The sequence below is a fragment of the Nocardia terpenica genome, assembly GCF_013186535.1.
GTDB lineage: Bacteria > Actinomycetota > Actinomycetes > Mycobacteriales > Mycobacteriaceae > Nocardia > Nocardia terpenica.
On record NZ_JABMCZ010000003.1, the window covers coordinates 860,617 to 886,596 of the forward strand.

At 69.7% G+C, this 25,980-nt stretch carries 21 protein-coding genes and 1 tRNA gene; 9 read left to right on the forward strand and 13 right to left on the reverse strand.

Going from position 1 to position 25,980, the window contains the following annotated elements; genetic code table 11:
* Nucleotides 1-37: 37 nt before the first annotated feature.
* From HPY32_RS25530 to HPY32_RS25545, 4 genes are all read right to left on the reverse strand, one after another.
* Nucleotides 38-352: a hypothetical protein gene (locus HPY32_RS25530; protein ID WP_082871701.1), complete on the reverse strand. Its 315-nt coding sequence runs from the start codon at nt 350-352 to the stop codon at nt 38-40.
* A 69-nt stretch (nt 353-421) separates the two neighbouring features.
* Nucleotides 422-1,402, reverse strand: a complete 981-nt coding sequence (locus HPY32_RS25535; RefSeq protein ID WP_067593404.1) for a ribose-phosphate diphosphokinase — start codon at nt 1,400-1,402, stop codon at nt 422-424.
* A complete protein-coding gene (gene glmU, locus HPY32_RS25540) occupies nt 1,399-2,889 on the reverse strand; it encodes a bifunctional UDP-N-acetylglucosamine diphosphorylase/glucosamine-1-phosphate N-acetyltransferase GlmU (RefSeq protein WP_067593401.1) in 1,491 nt (496 codons plus the stop codon). Before glmU ends, HPY32_RS25535 begins: the two co-directional genes overlap by 4 nt.
* 70 nt (nt 2,890-2,959) lie before the next feature.
* Nucleotides 2,960-3,030 (reverse strand) — tRNA-Gln (locus HPY32_RS25545).
* Nucleotides 3,031-3,411: 381 nt separating this feature from the next.
* Here HPY32_RS25545 and HPY32_RS25550 point away from each other — a divergent pair.
* The 4 genes from HPY32_RS25550 to HPY32_RS25565 all read left to right on the forward strand — a co-directional run bounded on the left by HPY32_RS25550 (nt 3,412) and on the right by HPY32_RS25565 (nt 9,456).
* Nucleotides 3,412-4,026, forward strand: coding sequence for a TetR/AcrR family transcriptional regulator (locus tag HPY32_RS25550; protein WP_067593398.1), 615 nt, complete (start codon nt 3,412-3,414; stop codon nt 4,024-4,026).
* Between the two features lie 218 nt (nt 4,027-4,244).
* The gene (locus HPY32_RS25555; RefSeq protein WP_067593395.1) at nt 4,245-4,892 is read left to right on the forward strand and encodes a TetR family transcriptional regulator; all 648 of its coding nucleotides are present in this window, start codon (nt 4,245-4,247) and stop codon (nt 4,890-4,892) included.
* Nucleotides 4,893-5,140: 248 nt separating this feature from the next.
* Nucleotides 5,141-8,755: a transcription-repair coupling factor gene (mfd, locus tag HPY32_RS25560; protein ID WP_067593393.1), complete on the forward strand. Its 3,615-nt coding sequence runs from the start codon at nt 5,141-5,143 to the stop codon at nt 8,753-8,755.
* Nucleotides 8,752-9,456 (forward strand): nucleoside triphosphate pyrophosphohydrolase, encoded by a 705-nt coding sequence (locus tag HPY32_RS25565; RefSeq protein WP_067593390.1) that lies wholly within the window; start codon nt 8,752-8,754, stop codon nt 9,454-9,456. The genes mfd and HPY32_RS25565 overlap by 4 nt, the downstream gene beginning before the upstream one ends.
* A gap of 9 nt (nt 9,457-9,465) precedes the next feature.
* Here HPY32_RS25565 and HPY32_RS25570 read toward each other — a convergent pair whose 3' ends face one another.
* The 3 genes from HPY32_RS25570 to HPY32_RS25580 all read right to left on the reverse strand — a co-directional run bounded on the left by HPY32_RS25570 (nt 9,466) and on the right by HPY32_RS25580 (nt 10,802).
* Nucleotides 9,466-9,762 (reverse strand): MTH1187 family thiamine-binding protein, encoded by a 297-nt coding sequence (locus HPY32_RS25570; RefSeq protein WP_067593387.1) that lies wholly within the window; start codon nt 9,760-9,762, stop codon nt 9,466-9,468.
* 4 nt (nt 9,763-9,766) lie between these two features.
* Nucleotides 9,767-10,243: a pyridoxamine 5'-phosphate oxidase family protein gene (locus HPY32_RS25575; protein ID WP_067593384.1), complete on the reverse strand. Its 477-nt coding sequence runs from the start codon at nt 10,241-10,243 to the stop codon at nt 9,767-9,769.
* Nucleotides 10,244-10,346: 103 nt separating this feature from the next.
* On the reverse strand, nt 10,347-10,802 hold the full coding sequence (locus tag HPY32_RS25580; RefSeq protein ID WP_067593381.1) for a flavodoxin domain-containing protein: 456 nt from the start codon (nt 10,800-10,802) through the stop codon (nt 10,347-10,349).
* Nucleotides 10,803-11,376: 574 nt separating this feature from the next.
* On the opposite strand from HPY32_RS25580, the gene HPY32_RS25585 reads away from it, so the two are divergent.
* Nucleotides 11,377-12,798 carry a stealth family protein gene (locus HPY32_RS25585; protein ID WP_228787128.1) on the forward strand — a complete coding sequence of 474 codons (1,422 nt, stop codon included), beginning with the start codon at nt 11,377-11,379 and terminating at the stop codon, nt 12,796-12,798.
* Here HPY32_RS25585 and HPY32_RS45760 read toward each other — a convergent pair.
* From HPY32_RS45760 to HPY32_RS25615, 6 genes are all read right to left on the reverse strand, one after another.
* The gene (locus HPY32_RS45760) at nt 12,795-13,904 is read right to left on the reverse strand and encodes a phosphodiesterase (RefSeq protein WP_309247542.1); all 1,110 of its coding nucleotides are present in this window, start codon (nt 13,902-13,904) and stop codon (nt 12,795-12,797) included. The genes HPY32_RS25585 and HPY32_RS45760 overlap by 4 nt on opposite strands.
* Nucleotides 13,905-14,029: 125 nt before the next feature.
* Nucleotides 14,030-15,370, reverse strand: coding sequence for an MATE family efflux transporter (locus tag HPY32_RS25595; RefSeq protein ID WP_082871925.1), 1,341 nt, complete (start codon nt 15,368-15,370; stop codon nt 14,030-14,032).
* Between the two features lie 68 nt (nt 15,371-15,438).
* Entirely contained in the window at nt 15,439-16,470 is a 1,032-nt protein-coding gene (locus HPY32_RS25600) for a cysteine synthase family protein (protein ID WP_067593371.1), read from the reverse strand.
* Nucleotides 16,471-16,506: 36 nt separating this feature from the next.
* Complete coding sequence (locus tag HPY32_RS25605; protein ID WP_067596187.1) at nt 16,507-17,799, reverse strand: type III PLP-dependent enzyme domain-containing protein; 1,293 nt, start codon at nt 17,797-17,799, stop codon at nt 16,507-16,509.
* 98 nt (nt 17,800-17,897) lie between these two features.
* Nucleotides 17,898-18,860 (reverse strand): ornithine cyclodeaminase, encoded by a 963-nt coding sequence (locus HPY32_RS25610; RefSeq protein ID WP_067593369.1) that lies wholly within the window; start codon nt 18,858-18,860, stop codon nt 17,898-17,900.
* Nucleotides 18,814-19,866 (reverse strand): TauD/TfdA family dioxygenase, encoded by a 1,053-nt coding sequence (locus HPY32_RS25615; protein WP_067593365.1) that lies wholly within the window; start codon nt 19,864-19,866, stop codon nt 18,814-18,816. Before HPY32_RS25615 ends, HPY32_RS25610 begins: the two co-directional genes overlap by 47 nt.
* A gap of 819 nt (nt 19,867-20,685) precedes the next feature.
* Here HPY32_RS25615 and HPY32_RS25620 point away from each other — a divergent pair.
* The 4 genes from HPY32_RS25620 (at nt 20,686) to HPY32_RS25635 (ending at nt 25,910) form a co-directional block, all read left to right on the forward strand.
* Entirely contained in the window at nt 20,686-22,191 is a 1,506-nt protein-coding gene (locus tag HPY32_RS25620) for an ABC transporter substrate-binding protein (RefSeq protein ID WP_067593362.1), read from the forward strand.
* A complete protein-coding gene (locus HPY32_RS25625; protein ID WP_067593359.1) occupies nt 22,188-23,117 on the forward strand; it encodes an ABC transporter permease in 930 nt (309 codons plus the stop codon). Before HPY32_RS25620 ends, HPY32_RS25625 begins: the two co-directional genes overlap by 4 nt.
* A 412-nt stretch (nt 23,118-23,529) precedes the next feature.
* The gene (locus HPY32_RS25630) at nt 23,530-24,402 is read left to right on the forward strand and encodes an ABC transporter permease (RefSeq protein ID WP_171983056.1); all 873 of its coding nucleotides are present in this window, start codon (nt 23,530-23,532) and stop codon (nt 24,400-24,402) included.
* Entirely contained in the window at nt 24,399-25,910 is a 1,512-nt protein-coding gene (locus HPY32_RS25635; RefSeq protein WP_067576531.1) for an ABC transporter ATP-binding protein, read from the forward strand. The genes HPY32_RS25630 and HPY32_RS25635 overlap by 4 nt, the downstream gene beginning before the upstream one ends.
* Nucleotides 25,911-25,980 lie beyond the last annotated feature (70 nt).

Below are 25,980 nucleotides of genomic sequence, written 5' to 3' on the forward strand. Positions count from 1 at the left end.
TTCCGGCCAAAAGCACGCCGGAATGACGGACGGGGCCTCAGTCCCCCGGCTCGTCCACGACCTCCATGGCGGCGATCTCGGCCGGGCGCTCGTCCTCGGCGCGCTGCTGCTCGCGCCGGCGGCGGCGGGTCCACTCCTGGTCCAGCTCCCGGGCGATGCCGAGGCGGCCGGTGTCGTCGTTCTCGTGATAGCGGATGACCAGATCGCTCGGCGGGTCGGTGATGTAGCGCTCGTATTCGCGCACCTCGTCGGCCTGTTCGTCGTCGCCCAGGTCGTAATCGAGATCCTCGTCGTCCTCAGCGTCCATCTCGAACACCTCGTCCATCAGCGGATTATCGGGTTCGTCGGCCATAGGCCCACGCTACAACGAACTCGCCCCGCCGGATAAGTCTCCGGCGGGGCGATCGATGTCGTCAGGCGGTTAAGCCGAGCCGTTGAACAGGCCGGTCACCGAGCCGTTCTCGAAGACCTCGCGGATGGTGCGGGCCAGCAGCGGGGCGATGGACAGCACGGTCAGGGTGGGGAACTTCTTGTCCTCGGTGATCGGCAGCGTGTTGGTGACGATCACTTCCTTGGCGCCGCACGCCGACAGGCGCTCGGCGGCCGGGGCCGACAGCACGCCGTGGGTGGCGGCGATGACGACGTCGCCGGCGCCCGCCTCCCGCAGCACGCGGACCGCCTCGGCGATGGTGCCGCCGGTGTCGATCATGTCGTCGATCAGGATGCAGGTGCGGCCGTCGACGTCACCGACCGGGCGGTGCGACTTGACCTGGTTGGGCACCAGCGGGTCGCGCGTCTTGTGGATGAACGCCACGGGGGCGCCGCCCAGCGAGTCGGCCCACTTCTCGGCGACCTTCACCCGTCCGGCGTCGGGGGAGACGACGGTGATGTTGTCGAGGGTGTAGTGGTTGCGCACGTACTCCGACAGCTGGACGAGCGCGTGCATGTGATCCACCGGGCCGTCGAAGAAGCCCTGGATCTGATCGGTGTGCAGATCGACGGTGATGATCCGGTCCGCGCCCGCGGTCTTGAGCAGATCGGCGACCAGGCGCGCGGAGATGGGTTCGCGGCCACGGTGCTTCTTGTCCTGGCGCGCATAGGGATAGAACGGCAGCACCGCGGTGATCCGCTTGGCGGAACCGCGCTTGAGCGCGTCGATCATGATGAGATGTTCGACCAGCCACTGGTTCAGCGGCGCCGGGAAGCTCTGCAGCACGAAGGCGTCGGAGCCACGCACCGACTCCTCGAACCGGACGAAGATCTCACCGTTGGCGAAGTCGCGAGCCGTTTGCGGGGTAATGTGAACGTCGAGTTCCTTCGCGACCTGTTCGGACAACTCGGGGTGAGCACGCCCCGAGAACAGCATCAGGTTCTTCTGGTTATCGGTCGAGAACGCGGTCACTCTCTGTTGCCATCCTTTTGCTCGGTTGCCTGACTCGCCCTGTCATCGGCCGCGATAGCATCCGCCGCCGCCTGCGCCGCAGCGGTTCCGGATCGATACCGCTGCACCCAGCCTTCAATATTGCGCTGTGGCCCGCCCGACACGGCAAGCGCCCCCGGCGGAACGTTCTTCCGCAGCACAGTACCTGCCGCGGTATAAGCGCCGTCGCCCACGGTCACCGGGGCTACGAACATCGTGTCAGAGCCGGTCCGCACATGCGAGCCCACGACCGTATGGTGTTTGTTCACCCCGTCGTAATTCACGAACACGCTCGATGCGCCGATGTTGCTGTACTCGCCGATGGTGGCGTCGCCGACGTAGGTCAGATGCGGCACCTTCGAATGCGCGCCGATGTCGGCGTTCTTGGTCTCGACGAACGCTCCGAGCTTGCCGGACGCCCCGACGACCGTGCCCGGCCGGACATAGGTGAACGGGCCGACGGTCGCCCGCGCGCCGATGGTGGCGCCCTCGCCGTGGGTGCGCACCACGCGAGCGCCCGCACCGACCACCACATCGGTGAGCGTGGTATCCGGCCCGATCTCGGCGTCCTCGCCGATCACGGTGTTACCGAGCAGTTGCACACCCGGCCGCAGCACGGCGTCGCGGTCGATGCGCACCCCGGCGTCCACCCAGGTGCTGGCCGGATCGATGACGGTGACCCCGGCGCGCATGTGGCGTTCCAGGATGTAGCGGTTGAGGTTGCGGGCGGCGGCGGCCATCTGCACCCGGTCGTTGACGCCGGTCACCTTGGCGGCGTCGAGCAGGCGCGCGCCGTGCACCGGGTGCCCGCCCTCGCGGGCCAGCTTCAACACGTCGGTCAGATACAGCTCGTGCTGGGCGTTGGCGGTGGTGAGGCGGCCGATCATCACCCGCAGCACCGACGCGTCGAAGACGTACACGCCGGAGTTGACCTCGCCGATGGCGGCCTGCGCGGGGGTGGCGTCGGCGTGCTCGACGATCTCGGACACGTGCCCCTGGGCGTCGCGCACGATGCGGCCGTAGCCGTTCGGGTCCTCGGGAGCGAAGGTGAGCACCGTGACCGCCGACCGCTCCGGATAGCTGCGGTGCTCGTCCAGCAGCGCCGAGAGGGTGTGTCCGTCCAGCAGCGGCACATCGGCGGAGGTGACCAGCAGATCGCCGTCGAAGTCGGCGGGCAGCGAGCCCAGCGCGCACTGCACCGCGTGCCCGGTGCCGAGCTGCTCCTCCTGCACGGCCGAGACGATCTCCCGACCCAGTTCCGCCGCAACGGAACTCACGGCGGCGCCGACCACCTCGCGGTCGTGCCCCACCACAGTGACCAGATACGTGGGGTCGATCTCGTTCGCCGCATGCAGCGCGTGGGCGAGCATGCTGCGGCCGGCCAACGAATGCAACACCTTCGGCGTCTTGGACCGCATCCGTGTTCCGGCTCCGGCGGCGAGAACGACGACGGCGGTCTGCTGTGGCATGGATCTCCCTCGGCTGCCTGTCATCGTGTTCGGTGGGCTGTCTTGCGCTGGGGCCGCGCGGCCGGGTCTGCTCCGCCGCCAGGACTCGAACCTGGACTAACTGAACCAAAATCAGTGGTGCTGCCATTACACTACGGCGGATTGCCGCACCGGCGGACCTGTCGGTTCACCGCTGCGCCACGGCATGCGGGAATGATCCTCGCATGAGGAGCCGCGTTCGTCTAACGCGGTCCCGCCTCTCCGTGTTTTTTCGCCGATAGTCGGTCGTGGGGGAGTTGTCGACCGGGCCGACGGTGTCGTGCGGGGGACCTCTGGGCGTTCCCGGCGAGTTACCCATGTTCTCCCGAGATCGGTTGGTGCGTTGGGAGCCCGAGTGGACCGCTGCTCCGGGACTGGCGCACGGGTGGTTGCAGAAATCTTCGCGGATGTCTGAAAGAGTTGTGTGCGGAATTTGTGACGGCATACAGAAGAGAGGCGGGAGTGATGAGCTCGGGTGAGACGAACCGATCACCACGTACCCGCATGACCGGTACGCAGCGACGGCAGCAGTTGATCGAGATCGGGCGGGCGCTGTTCGCCGAGCGCGGCTACGACGCCACCTCGATCGAGGAGATCGCCCAGCGCGCGCAGGTGTCCAAACCCGTTGTGTACGAACATTTCGGCGGCAAGGAGGGGTTGTACGCCGTGGTCGTCGACCGCGAGATGTCGACGCTGCTCAGCATGATCACCGCATCGCTGACCCGCAATCGCTCCCGGGTGCGGCTCGAGCAGGTGGCACTGGCGTTGCTGACATATATGGAGGAGCGCACCGACGGGTTCCGGATCCTGATGCGCGACCAGCCCGTATCGGCGGCCGAGGGCACGTATTCGAGCCTGCTGAACGAGGCGGTCAATCAGGTCGCGCACATCCTGGCGGGCGATTTCCAGCGCCGCGGCTTCGACACCAGCCTGGCCACCCTCTACGCGCAGGCGCTGGTCGGGATGGTCGCGACGGCCGCGACATGGTGGCTGGACGAGCGGCAGCCGTCCAAGGAGGTGGTCGCCGCGCACCTGGTGAACCTGTGCTGGAACGGGCTCACCCATCTGGAGGCCGACCCGCAGCTGGCGTCCGAATGGTCAAGCGGCACAGGGGCGTAACCACGCGGCTGCGGGGTAGGGGCAGCGCGGTGCGGACGAACTGGACGGTTAACCCATGATTAGCGAAAGAGGCCGGTCGGAATGCTCGATTCCCTCGGCTCGGCCCGGTCGGGTGGTACGGTTCACCCATCCTTCGAGTGCTGTTCGAGCTGTGATGTCGGTCAACTTCGGGATGTCGGTCTACTTCAGGATGGCTGGTTTGATGACAGGCGGATCTGATGGCTAGGCAAGCGCGTGCGGAGATCACTCGCGATTCCGTTCTCGCGGGTGCTGCCGATGTCTTTCTGCGCCTGGGTTACGCGAATGCGAGTCTGAGCGAGATCATCGCGCAGTCGAACGTGACCAAGGGCGCGTTGTACTTTCACTTCGGCTCCAAGGAGGAGCTGGCGCGCGCCGTGGTCGATCAGGGCAACGAGCGACTGATCAGCGCCTGCCAGGGCTTCTTCGATCCGCGGGTGCCGGCGCTGGAGGCGTGCATCGGAATCACCTACGTGGTCGCCGATCTCACGATGAACGACCCGATGGTGGGCGCGATGCTCAAGCTCACCCACCAGATCGGCGACTATCGCGGCGCCACCGGCGACAACATCGCCAAGACCTGGGGCGAGACGCACCGGCTGCTGGCCGAGCGCGCCATCGCCCAGGGCGATCTCGAGCCGGACCTGGAACCGGAGACCATCGGCCTGCTGCTGCAGGAGCTCACCGCCGGCGTGCACATCACCGCCGTCGGCACCGACTCCATCGATCAGATGGCGGTCCGCATGGAACGCATGTGGTACTTCCTGCTGCCCTCGATCGTCCCCAAGGAGAAGGTCGCCTACTTCCGCGAGTTCGCGGCGCGTCGCCTCCGCCGCTACGTGCCGTAATTTTGGCCTCGCTGCGCTCGGCGGTTCGCGGCCCCTGGAGGCTCGTCGTTCAGCGGCCGAGACTCGCGCTGCGCGCATGCGCTTCGGCCGCTGAACGACGAGCCGGGCCGCGAACGGTCGCTCGTAAGACTCGCTCCGTCATCCGTCTCGAGTAGTGGAGGGGGAGTGGTGGGTCCGGTTCCTGTCGGCTGCGGTGATTAGACTCGGTTGGCCGCCCTAATCGCTCGTCCGCGCCAGGAGTCCGCCTCATGTCCACCCCTCGTCCGCCTCTCGCGGGACTGGCCGCGACGGCCGGTGCCGACGCCGCGCTGACACAGGTCGCGAGCCTGATCGGTCGCACGCCGGTGCAATTGGTGGCGCCGTCGGCGGTGCGGCCGTTCGTCGCGGCGACCATTGCCGCGACGCGGCCGCTGGTGGTGGTCACCGCCACCGGCCGCGAGGCCGACGACCTGACCGTCGAGCTCGCCGAGATCCTCGGCGACGGGGTGGCGCTGTTCCCGTCCTGGGAGACGCTGCCGCACGAGCGGCTGTCGCCGAGCGCCGACACCGTGGGCAGGCGCCTGCAGGTGCTGCGCCGCCTCACCCATCCCGACGACCCGGTCTATCCGGTGCCGCTGCGGGTCGTGGTCACCACGGTGCGCTCGCTCATGCAGCCGATGGCCGGTGGCCTCGGCGATATCGAGCCGGTCGTGCTGCGGGTGGGCGCCGAGTTCGATTTCGACGAATTGATCACGCGCCTGGTCGAATTCGCCTACGAGCGGGTCGACATGGTCGGCAAGCGCGGCGAATTCGCGGTGCGCGGCGGCATTCTCGACGTCTTCCCGCCCACCGCCGATCATCCGGTGCGCGTGGAGTTCTGGGGCGACGAGATCACCGAGCTGCGGCCGTTCTCGGTCGCCGACCAGCGCTCGCTGGCCGAGGTCGAGGTGGATGCCGTTGTGGCGCAGCCGTGCCGCGAGCTGCTGCTCACCGAGGAGCTGCGGCTGCGCGCCGCCGAGGTGGCCGCCGAGAACCCCGCCGACGCCGCCCTGGTCGAGATGCTGGAGAAGCTGGCCCAGGGCATCCCGGTCGAGGGCATGGAGGCGCTGCTGCCCGCGCTGCGCCCGGGCCAGCTGCAACTGCTCACCGAGGTGCTGCCCGCCGGTACCCATGTGCTGCTGTGCGATCCGGAGAAAATCCGCACCCGGGCCGCCGATCTCGTCCGGACCGGGCAGGAGTTCCTGGAGGCGTCGTGGACGGCGGCGTCCTTCGGCGGCGCGGCCCCGCTGGGCGCGCACGGGCTCGACCTGGCCGCCTCGGCCTATCGCGGCCTGGACGTGGTGCACGCGAGCGCCGACGCCTGCGGGCTGCCGTGGTGGACGCTGAGCCCGCTGGCCGCCGACGATCCGGCCGAACTGGTGCTGCCGGTGCTGGCGGCCCCGGCCGCGCGCGGCTCCGAGGAACTGGTCGCGACCGTGTTCGCCTCGCTGCGCGCGCACGTGACGACCGGTGGCCGCGCGGTCATCGTCGTCGCCGGGCACGGCACCGCGCAGCGCATCCTGGAGCGGCTCGCCGACGCGGAAGTCCCGGCGGCGGCACTGGATCCGGGCGCGGAGCCGGTGCGCGGGCTGGTCGGGGTGCTGTGCGGATCGCTGCACGACGGCATCGTCTTCGACGACGCGAAGCTGGTCGTCATCGCCGAATCCGACCTCACCGGCAATCGTGTCACCGCCCCCGGCGAGGGCAAGAAGCTCCCGGCGCGCCGCCGCAATCAGGTCGACCCGCTGGCGCTGTCGGCCGGCGACATGGTGGTGCACGATCAGCACGGCATCGGCCGGTTCGTCGAGATGATCGAGCGCACCGTCGGCGGCGCGCGGCGCGAGTACCTGGTCATCGAGTACGCGCCGAGCAAGCGCGGCCAGCCCGGCGACCGGCTGTACGTGCCGATGGACTCGCTGGACCAGCTCTCGCGCTACGTCGGCGGCGAGATGCCCAGCCTGTCCCGGCTCGGCGGCTCGGACTGGGCCAACACGAAACGCAAGGCGCGCAAGGCCGTCCGCGAGATCGCCACCGAGCTGGTGCAGCTCTACGCGGCCCGCCAGGCCGCGCCCGGGCACGCCTTCGCCCCCGACTCCCCGTGGCAGCAGGAGATGGAGGACGCGTTCGCGTTCACCGAGACCCACGACCAGCTCACCGCCATCGCCGAGGTCAAGGCCGATATGGAGAAGGCGGTCCCGATGGACCGGGTGATCTGCGGCGACGTCGGCTACGGCAAGACCGAGATCGCGGTGCGCGCGGCGTTCAAGGCGGTGCAGGACGGCAAGCAGGTGGCGGTGCTGGTGCCCACCACGCTGCTGGCCCAGCAGCATCTGCAGACGTTCACCGAGCGGGTCGCCGGTTTCCCGGTGACGGTGAAGGGCCTGTCCCGCTTCACCGATGCCGCCGAGTCGCGCGCGGTCATGGACGGCATGGCCGCGGGCGAGGTCGACATCGTGGTCGGCACCCACCGCCTGCTGCAGACCGGCGTGCGGTGGAAGGATCTGGGCCTGGTCGTCATCGACGAGGAGCAGCGCTTCGGCGTCGAGCACAAGGAGCACATCAAGGCGCTGCGCACCCACGTCGACGTGCTGACCATGTCCGCCACCCCGATTCCGCGCACGCTGGAGATGAGCCTGGCGGGCATCCGCGAGATGTCGACCATCCTCACCCCGCCCGAGGAGCGGCACCCCATCCTCACCTACGTCGGCGGATACAACGACAAACAGGTCGCCGCCGCCATCCGGCGCGAGCTGCTGCGCGACGGCCAGGTGTTCTACGTGCACAACCGGGTGTCCTCGATCGACAAGGCGGCGAAGCGGATTCGCGATCTGGTGCCGGAGGCGCGGGTCGCCGTCGCGCACGGCCAGATGAACGAGGACACGCTGGAGAAGACCGTGCAGGGCTTCTGGGAGCGCGACTTCGACGTGCTGGTGTGCACCACGATCATCGAAACCGGTTTGGACATCTCCAATGCCAACACCCTGATCGTGGAACGCGCCGACGCCCTGGGTCTTTCGCAGCTGCATCAGCTACGCGGCCGGGTCGGGCGCAGCCGCGAGCGCGGGTACGCCTACTTCCTGTACCCGGCCGAGAAGCCGCTCACCGAGACCGCCTACGACCGGCTGGCCACCATCTCGCAAAACTCCGATCTGGGCGCGGGCATGGCGGTGGCCATGAAGGACCTCGAGATCCGCGGCGCGGGCAACGTGCTGGGCGCCGAGCAGTCCGGGCATGTCGCGGGCGTCGGATTCGATCTGTACGTGCGGCTGGTGGGCGAGGCGGTGGAGGCGTATCGCGCGGCGGCCGACGGCCGGCCGATCACCACCGAGGAAGAGGTCAAGGAGGTGCGCATCGACCTGCCGGTGGACGCGCACATCCCGCCCGACTACATCGCCAGCGACCGGCTGCGGCTGGAGGGCTACCGGAAACTGGCCGCCGCGCAGGACGATTCGACGCTGGCCGCGGTGGTGGAGGAGCTGGTCGACCGGTACGGCCCGCTGCCGGTGGAGGTCGGTCGGCTGGTGTCGGTGGCCAAGCTGCGGCTGCTGTGCCGCGAGTACGGCATCGCCGAGGTCGGCGTCACCGGCACCACGCTCAAGCTCTCCCCGCTGCAGCTGCCGGACTCGAAACAGCTGCGGCTCAAGCGGATCTACCCGTCGGCGACCTACCGCCCCACCACCGGCATCGTGCAGCTGCCGCTGCCGCGGGTGGAGGACAGCGTCGGCGCGGGGCGCATTCGCGACGTGCGGCTGCTGCAGTACGTCGCGGATCTGCTGCTGGCGCTGGACGGTAAGCCGCAGGGCACCGTGGATCTGCATGTGGCGACCGAGGTTTCGGCTCGATGAGCTCCGACCCCACTGTGCGAGAGGCCGATTCGGCGGCGCTGGCGCACGGCCTCGCCGAGGCGGTCGAGGTCATGGACCGGCTGTGGAACTTCGGCGGCTGGGAGGTGACCCAGACCCACGATTCGCTGCGGCCGTACCTGCTCGAGGAGACCTACGAGCTGCTCGACGCCATCGGGCACCGCGACGCCGACACCATCAAGGAGGAGCTGGGCGACCTGCTGCTGCAGGTGCTGTTCCACTCCCGCATCGCCGAGGCCGCGGGCGAATTCACCATCGCCGACGTGGCCGCCGCCCTGGTCGCCAAGCTGGTCCACCGCAGCCCGCTGCTGGACGCCCCGCCCGACCCCGCCGCCTCCCCCGAGGAGAAGATCCGCGCCCAGGAAAGGGCCTGGGAGGAACGCAAATCCGCCGAGAAGTCCCGCCGCTCCTGCCTGGACGGCATCGCCATGGCCCAGCCCGCCCTGGCCCTCGCCGAGAAGATCCGCTCCCGCAGCCTCCGCGCGGGCCTGCCGGACGACCTCGTCCCCGAGGACCTGCGCGTCGTCCACCTGGGCGGCCCCGACAGCGCCGAGGAGCGCCTCCGCAAGGCGACGGTGGCCTTCGCGACCAGCATCCGCCTGGCCGAGGACGCCGCCGAACAGGCTCGCGGCAACCGACTTCCACTCGCCCCGCAGGACTGGCGCACCTACTGGCCGCGCTGACGCCCGCGCTCAGCCCTCGGCGAGGTAGCGCTCCACGCTGTCGACCTTGCTGGTCAGGCCGTCGGTGACGCCCGGTCGGATGTCGGCCTTGATTACCAGGCTGCAGCGCGGGGAGACGGCCATGACGGCGTCGGTGGCCTGCTTGATCACCGCCATCACCTCGTCCCATTCGCCCTCGATGCTGGTGAACATGGCGGTGGTCTCGTTGGGCAGCCCGCTGGCGCGCACCACGCGGACCGCGGCGGCCACGGCGCGGCCGACGTCCTCGCCCACGCCGAGCGGGGTCACCGAAAATGCGGCAATCATGGGATCAATTGTGGTCGTTGATCATGCCGCGCAGGGTCTCGACACGCGATTGGAGATAGTGCAGCTCGGCGTCGTCGAGAATATTGCGCTGGATGCCGGTGGCGACGGCGAACGCGGACTGGCGGTGGTCGTCGATCACCTCGACCTCGAGGGCGACGCCCACGTAGTCGTCGGCGCCGGGGAGCGGATCGGCCACCACGTGGGCGTGGCCGCGGGCGCACAGCGCCACATTGCCGCCCGCGAGAATCAGCAGCGCCACGTCCGGCCGCTTCCGCAGCCGCGCCAGCGAGCCGCGATCGGACTTGAGGCTCAACAGGATTCGCCGATCACCGGCGCGCACCGGCCAGGACACCGGGATGGCGTGCGGCGCCGGGTCGGTGGTCACCAGTACCGCGATCGTGTCGAGCGGCCATTCCGGTAGAACGTCCAGTTGGGGATGCTCGGTCGACGACTCATGACGTTCCCGCGCTCCGGCTACCATCTTCCACCTCACGGTCGACTCGCGCAGAGGGCTGTTCCGCGCGTCGCCTAGCAGTCTAAGCCGTTGCGCCGCTTACCCGCTGGCCCCCGGTTGCCCAGTCGCGTCAGACCGAGGTGGGCGCGGGGATCTCCAGTGCCCGCGCCCATTCGCGCGCCATGTCCTGCGGTCGCTCCGAGCTGGAGGCGTCGTGGCGGGCGTGGGCGCCGACCTGTTCGGCGCCCAGGGCGGTGAACTTCTCCGCGCAGATCTCGCCGCCGCGGTTGAAGGTGGTGTCGTAGACGATGTCGCCCAGCCCGAAGACCGCGAAGCGCAGGCCGGACAGGTCGGGCAGCCGATCGTCGAGTTGCGCGAAGAACGGTTCGGCGCCGGTGGGGAGCTCGCCCGTGCCGTAGGTCGAGCAGACCAGGATGTGGAAATCGCGGGTGTCCAGGTCGTCGGCATCGAAATCGGACATGTCGTAGACCGCCACATCGTGGCTCGCCGCAAGCACATCCGCCACGGCCTCCGCCGCGCGCTCCGCCGTCCCCATCTCGGTTCCGAACAAAATCACTACCCGCACACCGGTCTCCTGTCTGGCATCGGCCCCCTTCGCTCCCGTGGGTAAGCCTACCCTAACTCGTATACTGATATGGGTTGCCGAATGGTGCGTTACCGACGATTCGGTACGCTCCGCGTTACGGCCGCGAAAACTGCCGATGCCCCTGTGGCGGTTCCGATTGACGAACGGCTCCCGGCAGTTGCATCATTCGTAACGGTTCCTCGTCGAATCGAGGTCGTGTGAGTAGCCGGTCGATGACCGCCCGGTGAAGTGAGTCGTTCACCGTCTTCCCGGTGTGGACGGTGCAGCAACATCCAGTACGACGCGCTCCGTCGCGCGTCCAGCCGCGAGTGAGGTGAGAACAAATGGGATTCCGATCGAATCGGCTTCGGTTGTGGGCGGCCTTCCCGAACAGTCTCACCGCGCGGTTCGTTACGCGCTGACGGTTTTGGGTCGCGAGCCCTCCGCCACGGGCGGAGGGCGGTACGCGTTTTTTTCATGGATGTTGTTGCCCGGCAGCCGGAGCCGACCGTGCCGGGTCGAAGCGAAGCGGGAGACGGTGATGAAGGAGTTCGAGGTGCACTCGGCCGGTGCGATGTACGCGACCGGCGCGGCGGTGGCCAATATGGCGGTGTCGACGGCGGTGGTCGACGATCTGCGCTATCTGCGCGCCGAGTTGACCGCCGCCGACACACCCTTCCTGCTGCTGCGCGACGCCGACCACCACCTGCGGCTGGCGGTCGACGCCACGCACCGGGCCGAGCTGCGCCGCGTGCTGGGCGCGGCGATGGTGGCCGGATTCTCCTGTAACGAGGTGCGCCACAACGTATTCCGGATCGGCCGCGACCTGGACCCGGCCCATCACGTGGAGCTGGAGCTGTGGGAGTACCACGGCGACACGGTGGAGTGCCCGCGCCCGAACGCGCTGACCCGCAACGTCTTCGACGTCGCCGACGTGGAACAGACCACGGTGCTGCTGTTCGACACCAGCTGGCCCACCCTGGAGGGCATGTTCGCCCCGCACCCGGCCGATGTCGGCTTCCCGATCGACATCGTGTACTCCTGGGTCGACGGCAGCGACCCCGAATTCCGTGCGCGCCGTGCGGGAATGATGGCCCAGGTGGTGGTCGGCGAGGGCGACGACGCGGACGCCCGCATCCGTCAGATCGACGAGCTGCGGTACGCGCTGCGCTCGGTGCACAAGAACGCGCCGTGGATCCGCCGCATCTTCATCGCCACCGATTCCCGGGTGCCGGAGTGGCTGGCCGACGACCCCAAGGTCACTATTGTCCGTGCGGCGGACCACTTCTCGGATCTCAGCGGGCTGCCGGTGTTCAATTCCCATGCCATCGAATCCCAGCTGCAGCATATCGAGGGCCTGTCGGAGCACTTCCTGTACTCCAACGACGATATGTTCTTCGCCCGCCCGGTGCGGCCGTCGATGTTCTTCACCGCGGCCGGGATCAGCCGGTTCATCGAGGCGGGCACCCGAATCGGGCCGGGCGCCAACAACGAACGGCGCAGCGGGTTCGAGAACGCGGCGCGGGTGAACCGCCGCCTGCTCGCGCAGCGCTTCGGGCACGTCATCACCCGGCATCTGGAGCACACGCCGGTTCCGTTGCGCCGCAGCGTGCTTCGGGAGATGGAGCAGACCTTCCCGGAGGATTTCGCGCGCACCCGGACCAGCCGGTTCCGCGCCGCCACCGACATCTCGGTGACCAACTCGCTGTATCACTACTACGCGCTGCTCACCGGCCGCGCCGTTCCGCAGGAGTCGGCCAAGGTGCGCTACGTCGACACCACCGGCCACGCGGGCCTGGCCCTGCTGCCCGGCCTGGCTCGCCACCGCAATGTGGACTTCTTCTGCCTCAACGACGGCAGCTTCCCGGAGGTCGCGGAGGCCGAGCGCGTCCGGGTGGTCTCGGAGTTCCTGGAAAACTACTTCCCGGAGCCCGCCCCCTGGGAGCGCGTCGACGATGCGGACCCACTGACCGCGCTGGAACCCGGTGCGGCCTAGTGAATTTCGTCCGACTCCGGGGCGTCCACACCCTCCCGCAGCACCTGCGGAATCCTGGACGCACCCGGAATCACGATGCCCGCGGCGGTGAGTCGCTCGGCCGCCTCCTCCGGGCTGGCGGGCGTGCCGACCGTGGGGCCGTGGCCGATCGGTACCACCGAATGCACCACGGTGTCGGGGTAGACGTGCACGTAGTTGAAGCTCTGGGCGCCGTCGCGGCCGCGCTGGCCGCCGACGCTCACGGCCAGGTCCTGGCTGTAGCACGACGACGAGGCCACCGACACCGGAATCCCGGCGAAGGTCGCCGTGGTCGAGAAGTGCAGGTGGCCCGCGAGGATGCCGCGCACATCGGTGCCGTCCAGCACGTCGGCGAGGCGGCGCTGGTCGCGCAGCTCCACGGTCACGGCCAGGTCCTGGCTGTAGCACGACGACGAGGCCACCGACACCGGAATCCCGGCGAAGGTCGCCGTGGTCGAGAAGTGCAGGTGGCCCGCGAGGATGCCGCGCACATCGGTGCCGTCCAGCACGTCGGCGAGGCGGCGCTGGTCGCGCAGCTCCACGGTCACGGCCAGGTCCTGGATGCAGGGGACCGGCGGGTGGTGCATGGCCAGGATGGTGCCGAAGGGCGCGGGTTCGGCGAGTTCGGTTCGCAGCCAGGCCAATTGGTCGTCGGAGAGCTCGCCGTAGTGATGGCCCGGCACCGTCGTGTCCAGCACCACGATGCGCAGGCCGTCGAACAGGTGCACCCGGTCGAACGGCGCGGCGGAGCCGTCCTCGTCCAGCAGATGCTCGCGCAGGGTGGCGCGGTCGTCGTGGTTTCCGGCCACCCACACCACGGGCGCGCCGAGCCGGGCCGCGAACGGCTCCACCAGCCGTCTCAGCTTCCCGTAGGCGTCGGACTCGCCGTGATCGGTCAGATCGCCGGTGAACACGATCGCGGTCGGGGTGATGCGACTGGCCTCGGCCTGGGCGAGTAGCTCGCGTAGTCGGTGCTCGGCGTCGACCGTGCCGTAGAGCCCACCGTCACCGGCGATCAGATGGGTGTCGCTGAAGTGGAACAGAACGTGGTCCGGTCGCGGGTACTCCGCGACTCTGCGTATGTGCACCGGACTCCTCCCGGCAATTGCTCGCCATTGGCTTCGGGTTCCCGCCCGTCAGAATATCGAAGCCTCTGTCTCCACCTTCCCCGCGCACGGTGACGACATGCTTACGCCGAGATGAGATTTTCGTGTCAGCTGTGACCGCTGAGGCTATCGGCCAGCACGCGGGGCTCGACCTGCTCCCGAGCGCCCAGGCATGCGAAGTAGCGCCGCAGCATCAGCCCGGCAGTCGCCGCCAGCCCGGCCGTCAGGCCCCACCACACACCGGCCGCGCCCAGCCCGGCGGGGAAGGCGAGCACGATCGCTGTGGGCAATCCCACAATCCAGTAGCCGACCAGTGACAGCCGGAACCCGGCCTTGGTGTCCTTGACCCCGCGGAGCAGACCGTTGCCGATGTTCTGCGCGGCGTCGAAGAATTGCAGCACGATCGCGATCAGCAGCAGCGTGTGCGCCAGCCGCACGGTGCCGTCCTCGGTGCTGTGCAGGAACGGGCGCAGCACCATATCGGGCACCGCGACGTACAGCACGCCCACCAGCGCCGCGACCACCGCGGCGTGCCGCAGCGCGAGCCAGGCCAGCCCGTGCGCGCGCCGATGCTCGTCGCGGGCGACGGCCTTGCTGACCAGGATCGACGCGCCGTGCGAGAGCCCCACCGCCACCTGGAACACGATGTAGACCAGCTGGTAGACGACATTGTGCGCGGCCAGCGCGTCCGGCCCGAGGTGGCCCATGACCAGCGCCAGCACCGAGAACATGCCCGCCTCCGACCCGTAGGTCAGCGCGATCGGGGTGCCCAGCCGCAGCTCCTCGAGGATGGTCTTGGCGCGCACCGGCCACATCCGGATCGGCAGGGTCGCCCCCAGCGTCGTATCGCGCCGCACCATCACCCAGAACACCGCGAAGGTGAGCAGGAAGACCAGCGAGGTGGCGATGCCGATACCGGTCAGGCCCAGGGCGGGCAGCCCCGCCCAGCCGTGCATGAGGGCCAGCGCCAGCACCAGATTCAGCGCCACCGAGCCCAGCGTCACCAGCAGCAGCGCCTGCGGGCGCTGCATGCCGACGCTGTACTGCCGCAGCACCTGGAACCACAGGCACGGCAGCAGGCCCGGCGCCAGCGCGACCATCATGGGCCGCGCCTCGGCGAGCACCCCGGCGTCCTGGCCGAGCCACTGCAGCGACCAGCCCAGCCCGATCAGCACCAGGCCGCCGAGCAGCCCCCCGGCCGTGGCGATCAGGAAACTGGACCGCACCACATCGCGAATCTCGGCGTCGGCGTCGGTGTTTCGCTTCTCCGCGCGGCTCACCACGGTGGCGATCTGATTTCCGGTGGCGGTGATCAGGCCGACGCACATGGTCCGGATCTGGTTGAACAGGGTCAACGCCAGACCACCGGCCGCCACCTGGCTGATCCCGAGCGAGCCCATCAGCGCGATATTCGTCGTCGAGACCGCGACCTGGGCCAGCTGGGTCATCGCGATCGGCGTGGCCAGCGCGGTGAGCTGCCGGCCGTCCGAGCGCGTGCGGGTGTCGGGCGTCGAATTCACAGTGCTCCCACCAGGTTTCGTCGGGCCGCCGGGGTGTAGCGGTCGAGCAGGTCGGCCGCCGCGCGCTCGGCGGACTCGTCGAGCAGGTCTCGTTCGGTCATCCAGTCGTCGTCGAACACGGTATCGAGGTACTTCTCGCCGCCGTCACACACGATGCTCACGATGGTCGAGCCGGGCGGGAACTGCTCGAGCCGGGTCAGCGCGGCGTGCACCGAGCCGCCCGCCGACCCGCCGAGCAGCAGGCCCAGCCTGCGGGCGACCGCGCGGGCCGTGGCGAAGGCGTCCACATCGGTCACCTTGAGGCCCTCGTCCAGCAGCGAGTAGTCCACGGCGGTGCCGACGGTCGCGCCCGGCGGGGTGCCGGTGCCGGACTGCCAGTACGGGCCGCCCTCGCCGCCGAAGGCGATCGAGCCGACCGGCTCCACCCCGATTACCCGTGGGTGGCAGCCCAATTCCTTCAGGCGGCGGGCGGTGCCGAACAGCGAGCCGCCGGTGCCGACCGCCGACAGCAGGATGTCGACGTGGCCGAGGTCGGCCAGCAATTCCTCGGCGACCGGGTAGTAGCCGACCGCGTTGGCGTCGTTGTTGTGCTGTTCGGTGAAGTAGGCGTCGGCGCGGGCGGCGGCCATCGCCTCGGCCAGATCCTCCCGGGCGGAGGTGGCCAGGCTGTCGTCCCCGTCGTCGGCGACGTACACGAGTTCGGTTCCCATGGCTTGCATCGCGCGCAGCTTGTCCTTGCAGGCGTGGTGGTCGACGACCGCGGTGAAGCGGTAGCCGCGTTCGGCCGCCACCACCGCCAGTCCCAGTCCGGTATTACCGGATGTCGACTCGATGATATGCCCGCCATCGGGCAGCAAACCGCGGCGCTCGGCGTCGAGCACCATGGCGCGCGCCATGCGGATCTTGGCCGCACCGGTCGGGTTGAACTGCTCGAGCTTGAGCAGCAATCGGGTTCCGGTGGCGGTGGCCGCCAGCTCGAACAGCGGGGTGTTGCCGATCAGGTCCGTCACGCGGGTGACGAGCGGCATGCGAATCTCCTCTGGTGGGCTGGAAGGGGGAGCGGTTTATTCGGCGTCGAGCGTCCAGCGGAGCCGACCGCCGGGTGCGTCGTGCAGCACCACCTTCGGCGGGATCGGCAGCTGGTGGAACGGGGACTCGTTGGAGTCCATCTGGTAACCGGCGGTATTGGGGTAGACGAGCAGGTCGCCGGGCTCGGCGGCGCGGGGCAGCGGGATGCGCCGCCAGCTGAGCAGATCCGACTCCAGGCAGGTGGCCGCCCCGACGGCGGCGGGGGTGGGGTCGCCGGGCCGGGTGGGCCACAGCACCGGGTCGGGCAGGTATTCGCTGTCGAACCACTGCTCGGACAGGCTCAGGCTGGTGCCGTCGACGGTGAGCAGCTGGTACGGATTGTCGTGCGCGGTCCGGGTTTTCGCGCCCTGCACGCGGAATACGGTGCTGCCCGCGCGATCCAGCAGGGCCCGGCCGGGTTCGATGGCGAGCCGGATACCGTTGTCGCGCAGTAGCGCTCCCAGTTCTCCGTGCTCGAGGACGGCGGCCAGCATGGCCGGGCCCGGAGTCGGGCAGTGGTAGGGATAATAGGAATCGAACCGCTTGCCCGCGTGAAACCAGTGTGGACCAGCGTGTTCGGTGAACGCGCGCCAAGCGTCGGCGGGGACGTAGTCGACCGCGAACCCGCCGCCGATGGAGATGGTGAACACCGGATGCCCGAGGGCGCGGGCCGCCCGGCAGCGATCGACCAGCGCCGCCGCCATCTCCGAGCGCGCCACCGGATCGTATCCGGACAGGTGAAAGCTGAAGCCCTCCAACCGGACCGGCCCGAGGTCGGTGCCGGTGAGCGCGACGTCGAGCTCGCCATCGGTCATCCCGAACCGGCTCGACGAGCCCGGCGGCAACACGCGCAGCAGAATGCGCGCGGGAAGACCGAGCGCGACAAGACGATTCAACTCCCCGAGCTCGTCGATCGCGATCAGCGCCCCGTGCCGCGCCGCCAGCCACAGCAACTCCTCCGACTTCGCGGGCCCGGTCACCACGAGCTCGTCCCCCCGAACCCCATGCGCCAGCGCGGCCCTCAACTCACCGACGCTGGCAACATCGACCCCCGCCCCGTGCTCGGCGCAGGCCCGCACCACACACCCCGCCTTATTGGCCTTCTTCCCATAAAAAATCGCCCCCTCCACCCCGAACCGCTCGAACACCGCCCGAAATCCGTCGATATTCCGCCCCACCCGCGCCGGGTACATGACGTGAAACGGCCCACCAATGGCAAAAGCCATGTCCCCCAGCAGATCCGGGTCATCCAGCAACCGCCGCTCCCACTCGTCCCGGTACCCGGGCATGGGTGCCGCGGCGATCGGGGAGGTGTCGCCCACCGGTGTGCCCGAAGCGGCAACGCCTGGATCGGTATGCGGTGCGGACCGGGCGTTTCTCGTCGGGCTCAGTCCCACAGGCGGACCTCCGTACCTCGGCCCTCGGCGATGGCGCGGGCGGCCAGGGCGTGGGCGACGGCTATGTCGGTGAGCACCAGGCCGCTGTTGTAGACGAAGATGCGTTCGGAGTCGGTGCGGCGGCCTATGGCGCGACGGGCGAGGATATCGGGTAGCTCGGCGTCGACGGCGCGCAGCCTGCCGTCCGGCCCGGCCATGTCGGTACCGGTCAGCGTCATCTGCTCGGCGCTGGTGGCGACCACCCGATCGGCCTCGGTGAGCGTGGAGGGCGCCAGCCCGTAGCCGACCAGCACCACCACCGAACCCGGTGCCAGATCGGTCGATTCGAGGGCGACCCGGGTGCCCGGCCCGGCCGTGGCCAGCACGATGTCGGCCTCGCCCGCGGCGGCGCGCGGGTCGGGGACGGTCTGCAACTCACACCCGGGATGGTGCGCGGCCAGTTGGTCGTGCACCGCCCGCAGCCCCTCGGTGTGCGTGCCGTACACCATCAGCCGATCCAGCCGCGGATTCGCGGCGAGCAGATGCGGCAGCGCATTGCGGCCCTGCGTGCCGGTGCCGATCAGCAGCACGCTGCGCGCATCGGCCCGCGCCGTCTCGCGCACCAGCAGCGCCGACGCCGCCGGGGTGCGGATCGCGCCGATGCGGGCGCAGTCCATCATGGCGATCGGCAGGCCGGTCGCGTCGTCGTAGAGCGTGATGGTGGTGTAGTACCGCTTGGTGCTGCGGTCGTGGCCGGGATCGAACTTGTAGGAGGTCTTCATCGCCACCACCCGCCGGCGGCCGTCGCGGCCGAGCATGGCGTAGGCGACCGACGTGCCCTCCGGATGACCCACGCTGAGCTTGCGCGGGTTGTCCGACTCGCCCGCCGCCAGGGCGAGATACGCGTCCTCGACGGCGCGCACCACCTCACCGGGAGTGATCGGAACGTCGGTCAGGTCGCTGCGGCTGAGCACGCGTAGCGGGCTCGGTTCGGTACTCACGTAATTCCTCGTTCACTGCGGGCGACACCGCCGGTGCCGCTGGTGTTCTCGATCCGAACGGCGTGACCGTCCGCTGCCCGTAACCGTTCTCGCGGGCCTCGGCCGGAGCGCGACGGCGGGCCAGGCGGATATTGACCCGCTTGAGCCAGCGGTCGGTGCCGTCGTAGCGCGGGGTGAACGGCACCCGGCCGTGCACCACCACGTCGTTGTCCACCAGCAGCAGCTGACCCGGTTCCAGCACCGCCGTGCGGCACACCCGCTCCAGCTCGGCGCCGAGATGGGCGTAGGCGGAACGGAATTCGTCGTCGGCGTCGTCCAGCGGCGTGTAGGCCGGGTCGTAGCGCAGGATGGGGCGCCCGTCGGATTCGCCGACGGTGGCCACCCGGTTGGCCGGGTACTGGTGGAAGTCGGTGCCGTAGGAGACATCCGGCAGGATCGGCAGCGTCGCCTCGCTCAGGCGCCGCCGCTGGGTGTCGTTCAGGCGCACCTCGCGCACCGACGAGACGGTGGTGCCGACGCGGTCGGGATTGCGCATGCAGCCGAGCATGAGCAGGTGGGCGCGCTCGGGGTGGAAGGCGTCCTCGGTATGCGGGCTGAGCAGGGTGGTGCTGCTGGCGCCGGATTGCTCGTGCTCGTGGCCGCGGGCGGGCAGGATGTTGTTGACCAGCCGCCCGCCCTGCTGACCCTGCCAGCCGAACGGCTCTCCGGCGCAGCGTGCGAGCAGCATCATCGCGATGTCCAGCTGGAACGAGGACCGGCGCCGCTCGGGGTCGCCGCTCCACTCGGCGGCCTGCCGCCAATCGCCCGGGGTCGGCCCGAGTTCGGTGTCCGCGAGCGGCAATCGGTCGACGACCGCGATGCCCGCGCTGCACTCCGGCGGCCGCAGCGCGTAATGCACGGCCTCCGGCAACTCGGCGGCCCGCCCGTCCACCAGCTCGATCAGCGCCGCATCGGTGAGCGTGGTCGCTAGGTCGGACATCCCGGGCATAGTGTCGATTGTGGCCGCGATCGCCCGGGCCGTGTCGCGAACCGCACGCGCGGCAGCCGCGGGCAGCTCCCGGCGTTCCCAGTCTTCCGAGGTCTCGGTTCGGTGTGTCTCACGTTCGGAGAGAACGTTTTTCACCAGGCATTCCCTTCTTCGCAACGGTGGTGAAGCAGGTGGTGAAGATCCGGACTGCGAAGGTAGTCGGTCGCGCTTGCTTAAGCAAGGCTTACCTAATGTGTGTTGCAGGATCTCGGCATGCCCCACCCCAAAGCCCCTGCGTGCACGGCTCTCTCGACCCCGGCGTGCGCCATCCCTGATCCCGGGGTGCTCCGTCCCTTGGCCTCGGCGCGCGCTGTCGCTGGTTCCGACGTGCGCTCTCCCTTGATCCCGGCGTGCAATATTCGTTTGATCCCGGCGTGCAGTATTCGTTGCTCCCGACGTGCAGTATTCGTTCCTCCCGACGTGCAGTATTCGTTGCTCCGGACGTGCAGTATTCGTTGTTCCCGGCATGCTTTTGGCCGGGATCTCACCCGGATGGATGTCCTGCCCGAGAGCGGAATGCGAACACGTGGGCTGACCAGATCCGATGAGCCAGGTAGCGGGAATTCGACGTGCGAACTGACCGAAGGCTGACCTGACAGCCCACGTAACCGGGAATTTGTCTCCCGGCGTACACCACCCGTTGTTCCCGGCGTACGCCACCCGTTGTTCCCGGCGTGCACCACCCGTTGTTCCCGGCGTGCTTTCGGCCGGGATACTCATTAGGTTAGCCTTGGCTCGCTCGCAAATTCTAGGCGCTGAGGACGGATCGCGATGACGACGATGACCCGCCGGGGACTGTTGGGTGCCGGGTTCGGTGCGGGGGCGGCGCTGGTGCTGGCCGCGTGCGGACGCGGTTCCTCCGGCGCCGCCGGTACGCTCCGCGTCGGCGCGCTCGGCAAAGTGTCCGCGCTGCAACAGGATCCACACGCCAACCTGGGCAATCAGAGCGACTTCCTGATCGCCTCACTGGTTTACGACCCGCTCACCGTGCCGGGCGCGAACCCGACCGTGCAACCCCGGCTGGCCACCGCGTGGAGTGCCGATGCGGCACAGCGCCGTTGGGTGTTCACCCTCGCCGACGGGGCGAAGTTCCACGACGGAACCCCGGTGACCGCCGCCGACGTGGTGTGGTCGCTGCGGCGCCTGCGCCAGGTGGGCGGCGCGTCGAAGATGCCGGTGGCGCGGCCGGAGGACATCGCCGCCGACGGGCCGAACCGGATCGTCGTCACCGCGGCCGAACCCAATACGCAGATTCCGCTGCTGGTGCGGCTGATGACGTTCACCGTCAAGCAGGGCACCACCGATTTCACCGAAGCCGTTGGCAGCGGCCCCTTCCGGCTGGAGTCCTACCGGCAGGGCAATGCCCGGCTGGTGCGCAACGACGCCTGGCACGGGCCGCGGCCGAAGCTCGACGCCATCGAGGTCACCATGTTCGACAGCGTCGACGCGCTCTCGAACGCGGTGCTGGGCGGGCAGATCGACCTGGCCTCCAATGTCGGCGCCATCGCCGGGCGCACCGCCGCCGCACGCGGCGACCTCCAGGTGGTCCGGCGGCCCAACGACACCGCCGTCGCCATCGCCATGCGCTGCGCCGACGGCCCGTTCGCCGATCCGCGCGTGCGGACCGCGCTGCGGCTGGCCGCCGATCGCGACGCGCTGGTCGCGCAGGCGTTCTCCGGCTACGGCACGGTCGCCGACGACATTCTCGGCACCGGAGATCCCCAGTACGCCAAGGACATTCCGCAGCGTCGCCGCGACCTCGACCAGGCGAGGGCGCTGCTGGCGCAGGCCCGCTTCGACACCGGCGCCACCTATCAGCTCGTCACCAAGGAGGAGGCGCCCGGCGAGGCCGAGTCGGCGCGGCTGTTCGCCACCCAGGCCCGCGACATCGGCGTGCGGCTGGATGTCGTCGTGCAGGACGCGGGGACGTTCTACGACAAGACCTGGCTGCACGCGCCGCTCTACACGGTGAACTGGGGCACCAACGATTCGGTGCTGTTCTACGCCGACAAGCTCATGACCTCCGCCAGCGAGCGCAACGAAACCGCCTTCGCCGACCCGGAATTCGATGCCGCGACCGCCGCCGCGCTGGCCGCCGCGAATCCGGCCGACTATGCCCGCGCCTGCCGCACCGTGCAGCAGATCCAGCACGATCGCGGCGGATACCTGGTGTGGGGCATGGCCGACGGCATCGATATCGCGTCCACGCGGGTGCGGGATCTGCCGACCCTGGGTGGCTTCGGCCGGGTGCAGCTGGAGCGGGTCTGGCTGTCGTGACCGCCCTCCTCGGACTGATCCTGCGCCGCGTCGCCCTGCTGGTGGCGTTGCTGGCGCTGGTGTTCGCGGCGGTGTCGGTGCTGCCGGGCGATGCGGCGCGGGCCGCGCTGGATCGCGACGCGAGCCCGGCGGCGATCGCCGCCAAGCGGCACGAGCTGGGGCTGGATCGTCCGCTGCCGCAACGGTTCTGGTCGTGGTTCAGCGGCGTGGCGACCGGCGATTTCGGGACCACCGCGCACGGTCGGTCGGTGGGCGAACTGCTGGCCTCGGCGGCCCCGCAGACCCTGCTGCTGGGCGGAACGGCGTTCGTGCTCACCGTGATCGCCTCGCTGGCCGCCGGAATGTGGTGGGCCACCAGGCCGTTCGGATTGTCGGCCCGGGTGCTGCAACCGGCGACGGCCATGGTGGTGGCGCTGCCGGAATTCGTGGTCGCGGCGCTGCTGATCATGGTGTTCTCCTTCGCCGTCGGCTGGCTGCCCGCGGTGACCGTGGCGGGCCCCTCCGGCTTTCCCGCCAGCCCCGACATGCTGGTGCTTCCGGTGCTGGCGCTGGCCATCCCGCAGATCGGCTGGAACACCCGCGTCGTCCGCGGCGCCCTGGCCGACGCCGCCCGCGCACCGCACGTGGAACACGCCCTCCTGGAAGGCATTTCCCCCCACCACCTGATGCTGCGCCACGTCCTCCCCGTCGCCCTCCCCGCCGTCGCCACCTCCTACGCCACCACCGTAGGCATGCTCCTGGGCGGCGCCCTGGTCGTCGAAAGCCTCTTCAACTACCCCGGCCTAGGCGCCCTCCTCGCAAGCTCGGTCTCCGACCGCGACACCACCCTCGCCGCGGCGACCGCCGCCGTAGCCGGGGCCACCATCATGGTCCTGCTCCTGGTGGCCGACGGAATCCGCACCTGGTCCCTGCGAGGCCGCCAATGAACGCGCCTACCCCTACGGACCCCACCAACACCCAGCCCCATGATTCCGGCGTGCTTTTGGCCGGAATCCCGCGAGATCCCGGCCAAAAGCACGCCGGGATCAAGTCGAGGCGGCACGGTGGGATCAAGTGGGGGCGGCACGCTGGGATCAAGTGGGGGCGGCACGCTGGGCTCGAGGGGAGTTGCGCTGGGGTCGAAGGGAGTCGTGCTGGGGTCGAAGGGAGTTGCGCTGGGCGCGAAGGAAGTCGTGCTGGGTGCGAAGGGAGATGTGCTGGGCTCGAAGGGAGTCGTGCTGGGCTCGAGGGGGGTCGTGCTGGGTGCGAGGGGAGATGTGCTGGGCTCGAGGGGAGTTGCGCTGGGCGCGAAGGGAGATGTGCTGGGGTTGGAGGGAAATGCGTTGGGATCGAAGGGAGATGGCGGGAACTGTTGGTAGTGGGCGGGATTGGGGCTCGGTGGGGGAGGGGGTGGCGGTGAATCGGGGTTTGTTCTGGCGGGGGTTGCCGGCGGCGGTTGTGGTTGTTGCGGCTGTGGTGGGGCCGTGGGTGGTGGGGCGGCCGGTGGAGGCGACCGTGGGGGTGCCGTTTGCTGGGCCGGGGGCGGGGGCCTGGTTGGGGGCGGATCGGTTGGGGCGGGATGTTTTCGGGCAGGTGCTGCATGGGGGGTGGGGGTTGATTCTGGTTGCGGCCGTTATTTCGGTGGCGGTGACCGGGGTGGCGGGGGTGCTGGGGGCCGTGTCGGCGCTGTGGCCGCGGGTGGGGGTGGTCATCGAGCGGTGTGCGGATCTGGCGATTTTGTTGCCCGCGGTGCTGGCGCTGCTGCTGGTGGTGCTGTCGTGGCCGTCGGCGGGGACGCTGGGGGTGGTGCTGGTCGCGATCGCGCTCGGGATTCCCTACTCCGCACGGGTTTTCGCGGCGGCAGCGACGGGTATCGCGGCGACCGGATATGTGGAGGCGGCGCGGTTGGGCGGGGAGTCGGTGGGCTACCTGATCTTTCGGGAAATGCTGCCGAATATGCGCGAGCTGTTCTTCACCCAGCTCGGGCTGCGGTTCGTCGAGGCCATGTACATCGTCGCGACGGCCGCGTTCCTGCGGCTGCCCACCTCGCTGGGCTCGGCCAACTGGGCGGTCATGGTGCGCGACAACGTCTCCGGAATCCTGCTGAACCCCTGGGCGGTGCTCGCGCCCAGCCTCGCGATCGGCATCGTCGCCGTGAGCGTCAATCTGCTGGCCGCCGCGCTCGGGCACACGCAGGCGGGCCGGACCCGATCGGTAGGTGATCGACAGTGATTGCGGTGGACGACTTCTCGGTGCGCGCACCGAACGGGACTACCCTGCTGGCCCCCCTCTCGCTGCGGGTGCCGCCCGGCAGCATCACGGCGCTGACCGGCCCGTCCGGCTGCGGCAAATCGACCCTGATGAAAGCGCTGCTCGGGCAGGTCCCGTCCGGCGCGACCGTCGCGGGCGCGGTGCGGGTCGGCGGCCACGACGTGCTGGCCCTGGATGCCGTGGGGCTGCGGCGTTTCCGGCGCGAGGAGATCGCCTTCGTCGGCCAGGATCCCGGCGTGGCCCTGAATCCGACCATGCGGGTGCGGACATTGCTCGAGGAACTGGCCGATGCGAGGCGGGCCCGCGAGGCGCTGGCCGCGGTCGAACTGCCGGAGTCGTATCTGCGGCGGCGGCCCGCGGAACTGTCCGGCGGCGAACAGCGCCGAATCGCCCTGGCCCGCGCGCTCGCCCGGCGCACCCCGATCCTCGTCCTCGACGAACCGCTGGCCGGTCTGCACGGCCGCCTCCGCTCGGCCGTGGTGCGCCTGCTGCGCGACCTGGTCACCGACCGCGGCACCACGATCGTCGTCTCCGGGCACGACACCGCAGCACTGCGCGAACTGGCCGACGACCACGTCGCGGTCGCGTCCGCGCCGCTCACCGTGAACGGTGTTGTCGTGCCGGACTTTCCGCCCGAGCTGTTCGACTCGGAACACACGATTGGTGCTCCCGACACCCGCGATGCGCCGCCGGGCGGTATCGACCCTGAGGCGCCGCGCCGGGATACGGGATCGGCATCCCATAACGCCGCATGTTCCACCGGGCAGCCGAAACGCGTTGTCGACCAGGTGCTTTCGATGTCAGGGGTGACTGTCTCCATCGGCCGCCGACCCGTCCTCACCGATATCGGCCTCGAAGTAACCACCGGCGAGTCCCTGGCGATCACCGGCCCGTCCGGCGCGGGTAAATCCACACTGGCGCGGGCCGTCGTCGGCCTGCGCCGCCCGGTTACCGGAACCATCACCGCCACCGGACAACTCGCGCTGGTACCGCAGGACAGCGCCGCCAGCCTCAACCCCCGCCGGACCATCGCGCAGACCCTGGGACGGCCATTGCGCCGCCGCCGCGGCATCTCCCGCGCGCAGACCCCGGCCGCCGTCGCCGACCTGCTGCGCACCGTCGAGCTGGATCCCGCACTGGCGCACCGGTATCCGCACGAACTGTCGGGCGGCCAGCGGCAGCGGGTGGCGCTGGCCCGCGCCCTGGCGCTGGACCCGGCCGTCCTGGTCTGCGACGAGATCACCTCCGCGCTGGACCACGACACCGCCGCCGCGATCATGACCCTGCTGGACCGCCTGCGCCGCACCCGCGATCTCGCCCTGCTGGTCATCACCCACGACATGGACCTGGTGGGCCGCTACTGCACCCGCATGGAGGTCCTGGAGGCCGGGCGCATCGTCGAATCCGGTCCGGTCGCGGACCTGCTCGCCGCGCCCTCGCACGACGCCACCCTCGCCCTGCTGGGCTGATCCGCTGTGAGCGAGGCCATAACCGCGGGCGAGTGTGGCGCTCCCGCAATGGGGAACGGTATGCCCGCCG

Bases quoted from the DNA above. Each gene is read 5' to 3' on its own strand.
- HPY32_RS25530 (WP_082871701.1), bottom strand. From the start codon at position 352: ATGGCCGACGAACCCGATAATCCGCTGATGGACGAGGTGTTCGAGATG.
- glmU (WP_067593401.1), bottom strand. From the start codon at position 2,889: ATGCCACAGCAGACCGCCGTCGTCGTTCTCGCCGCCGGAGCCGGAACA.
- HPY32_RS25550 (WP_067593398.1), top strand. From the start codon at position 3,412: ATGACCGGTACGCAGCGACGGCAGCAGTTGATCGAGATCGGGCGGGCG.
- HPY32_RS25555 (WP_067593395.1), top strand. From the start codon at position 4,245: ATGGCTAGGCAAGCGCGTGCGGAGATCACTCGCGATTCCGTTCTCGCG.
- mfd (WP_067593393.1), top strand. From the start codon at position 5,141: ATGTCCACCCCTCGTCCGCCTCTCGCGGGACTGGCCGCGACGGCCGGT.
- HPY32_RS25565 (WP_067593390.1), top strand. From the start codon at position 8,752: ATGAGCTCCGACCCCACTGTGCGAGAGGCCGATTCGGCGGCGCTGGCG.
- HPY32_RS25570 (WP_067593387.1), bottom strand. From the start codon at position 9,762: ATGATTGCCGCATTTTCGGTGACCCCGCTCGGCGTGGGCGAGGACGTC.
- HPY32_RS25575 (WP_067593384.1), bottom strand. From the start codon at position 10,243: ATGGTAGCCGGAGCGCGGGAACGTCATGAGTCGTCGACCGAGCATCCC.
- HPY32_RS25585 (WP_228787128.1), top strand. From the start codon at position 11,377: ATGTACGCGACCGGCGCGGCGGTGGCCAATATGGCGGTGTCGACGGCG.
- HPY32_RS25595 (WP_082871925.1), bottom strand. From the start codon at position 15,370: ATGACCCAGCTGGCCCAGGTCGCGGTCTCGACGACGAATATCGCGCTG.
- HPY32_RS25600 (WP_067593371.1), bottom strand. From the start codon at position 16,470: ATGCCGCTCGTCACCCGCGTGACGGACCTGATCGGCAACACCCCGCTG.
- HPY32_RS25605 (WP_067596187.1), bottom strand. From the start codon at position 17,799: ATGCCCGGGTACCGGGACGAGTGGGAGCGGCGGTTGCTGGATGACCCG.
- HPY32_RS25615 (WP_067593365.1), bottom strand. From the start codon at position 19,866: ATGTCCGACCTAGCGACCACGCTCACCGATGCGGCGCTGATCGAGCTG.
- HPY32_RS25620 (WP_067593362.1), top strand. From the start codon at position 20,686: ATGACGACGATGACCCGCCGGGGACTGTTGGGTGCCGGGTTCGGTGCG.
- HPY32_RS25630 (WP_171983056.1), top strand. From the start codon at position 23,530: ATGGCGGGAACTGTTGGTAGTGGGCGGGATTGGGGCTCGGTGGGGGAG.